2 protein-coding genes are annotated in these 2287 nt (G+C 70.5%); both read right to left on the reverse strand.

Annotated elements, in window-relative coordinates:
* Positions 1-1668, reverse strand: a 1668-nt coding sequence (locus tag JMF90_RS33970) for a gamma-glutamyltransferase family protein (RefSeq protein ID WP_201326064.1), incomplete at its 3' end; no start/stop codon positions are given.
* 95 nt (positions 1669-1763) lie between these two features.
* Positions 1764-2287 (reverse strand): LysR substrate-binding domain-containing protein (locus JMF90_RS33975; protein ID WP_236598092.1); only part of this gene is annotated, 524 nt, incomplete at its 5' end.

Genomic DNA, 2287 nt, shown 5'->3' on the forward strand with positions numbered 1-2287 from the left:
GTTCGGCAGCGCGATCGCCTGCTGCATCGTCATGCCCCAGTCGAGCACGCCGACCAGCGTCTTCGTCACGTGATTGATGATCGCGGGGCCGCCGGCCGAACCGACGATCATCGTCACCTGCTTCGTCTTCTTGTCGAACACGAGTTCCGGCGACATCGCCGAGCGCGGTCGCTTGCCCGGCTGCACGCGGTTCGCGATCGGCCGGCCGTTGTCGTTCGACGCGAATGAGAAATCGGTGAGCTGGTTGTTCAGCATGAAGCCGCGCACCATCAGCCGGGAGCCGAACGCGTCCTCGATGCTGGTCGTCATCGACAGCGCCTGGCCGTAGCGGTCGACGATCGCGATGTCGGAGGTCGACGGCAATTCGGGGCTGCGGTCGTCGGCCAGCGCGAGCGCCGCGCCCTGCGGCGTGCCGGCCTGCGCGACGCCCATGCTGGTGTCGCCGATCAGCCGCGCGCGCTGCGCGAGATAGGTCTTGTCGGTGAGGCTCGCCCAGGTGCCGCCCGGCAGCGGCACGAAATCGGGATCGGCCACGTAGCGCGCACGGTCCGCGTACGCGAGGCGCCCGGCTTCGCTGAACAGGTGCGCGGCGAACGGCGTCGGCTCGTAGCCGACCTCGTTGCGCACCGGTTTCTGCGCGCCGATCTGCTGCCAGTCGGGCATCGCTTCCAGGATGCCGAGCATCTGCGCGATCGCGAGGCCGCCCGACGACGGCGGCGGCATCCCGCACACGACCGAGCGCCGGTAGTCGGCGCACAGCGGCGCGCGCACCTTCGCCTTGTAGCGCGCGAGATCCTGCAGCGACAGCAGCCCCGGGTTGGTCGGGTGCTTGCGCACCTTCGTCACGATGTCGCGCGCAATCGCGCCGCCATAGAACGCGTTCGCGCCGCGGTCGGCGACCTGGCGTAGCACGGTCGCGAGCGCCGGGTTCTTCAGCACCGTGCCGGCGGCCTTCGGCGTGCCGTCCGCGTTGTAGAAGTACGCGCGGGCGGCCGGGTCGTTCTTCAGGTACCTGTCGTTCGCGATCAGCATCGCCAGGCGCGGGCTGATCGTGAAGCCGCGCTCGGCGAGCCGGATGGCCGGCTGGAACAGCCGGCGCCACGGCAGCTTGCCGTGCGCGCGGTGCGCGGCGTCGAGCATGCGCAGCACGCCCGGCGTGCCGACCGAGCGCCCGCCGACGACACCTTCGTAGAAGCTCATCGGCTGGCCGGTCGGGCCGTAGAAGAGGCGCTCGGTCGCGGCGGCCGGCGCGGTTTCGCGGCCGTCGTACGCCTGCGTCGTCTTGCCGTCGAAGTACAGCATGAACGCGCCGCCGCCGATCCCCGACGATTGCGGCTCGACCAGCGCGAGCACCATCTGCGTCGCGATGGCCGCATCGATCGCGGTGCCGCCCGCCTTCAGCATGTCGTAGCCGGCTTGCGTCGCGAGCGGGTTCGCGGCCGCGATCATGAAGTGCTGCGAGGTCCAGCCCGACTTGTCGGTCCAGCCGGACGACAGTTCGGGCGCGTGTACGCCGGGCAGCGGGACGGCCGCGCCCGACGCGGCGGCGACCGGGACGACGGCGCCCGACGGCGCGGACGGGGACGTGCAGCCGGTGTTCAACGCGACGAACGCGACGGCGGCGAGCAGCGTCCAGGGACGCGAATGCGGACGAATCCGGTCGAACATTGAACCCTCGGCAGCAGTGAATTCGAAGGAGGCGGCGGTGTTGATGTTGACGTTGACGTCGGCGCGGGCGCAACGGTGCGGCCCGCCCCGGCGCGCTATTGTCGCCGCGTGCCCGGCGGCTTGTCATCCGTCAGGAAACCCTGACGCATCCCGCCGGGCCCGCCCCGGCCGGTCTTTCCGGCCTGTTCGAGGATGAACTCTATGAACGTGGAAGTCGCGCGCGTGTGGTGGCGGTTCGGCATGTACAGCATGTACATGTGGGTACCGAAGATGCTGAGCCGGTACGCATCGAGCGACGTGACGACGGTGCCGTGCCGCAGGTCGTCCTGCATCACGTAGTCGGGCACGATGCCGACGCCGATGCCCGCGAGGATCGCCTGGCGCAGGAACAGGAAGTTCTCCGAAATCAGCGTCGGCTCGAGCAGCACCTCGTGGCGTTCGTCGCCGAGATACGCGGCGATGCGGAGCTGCCGGCCCATCACCGTCGCGGTGACGACCGGCGCGGCGGCCAGCGCGCCGAGGCTCGCCGGCATCCCGTGCGCGGCCGCGAACGCGGGCGACGCGCAGGCGACGTAGCGCACCGCGCCCATGTCGCGGGCGACCAGATTCTGCGGCGGCT

The organism is Burkholderia sp. E168m23 (assembly GCF_016586125.1).
Taxonomy (GTDB): domain Bacteria; phylum Pseudomonadota; class Gammaproteobacteria; order Burkholderiales; family Burkholderiaceae; genus Burkholderia; species Burkholderia orbicola.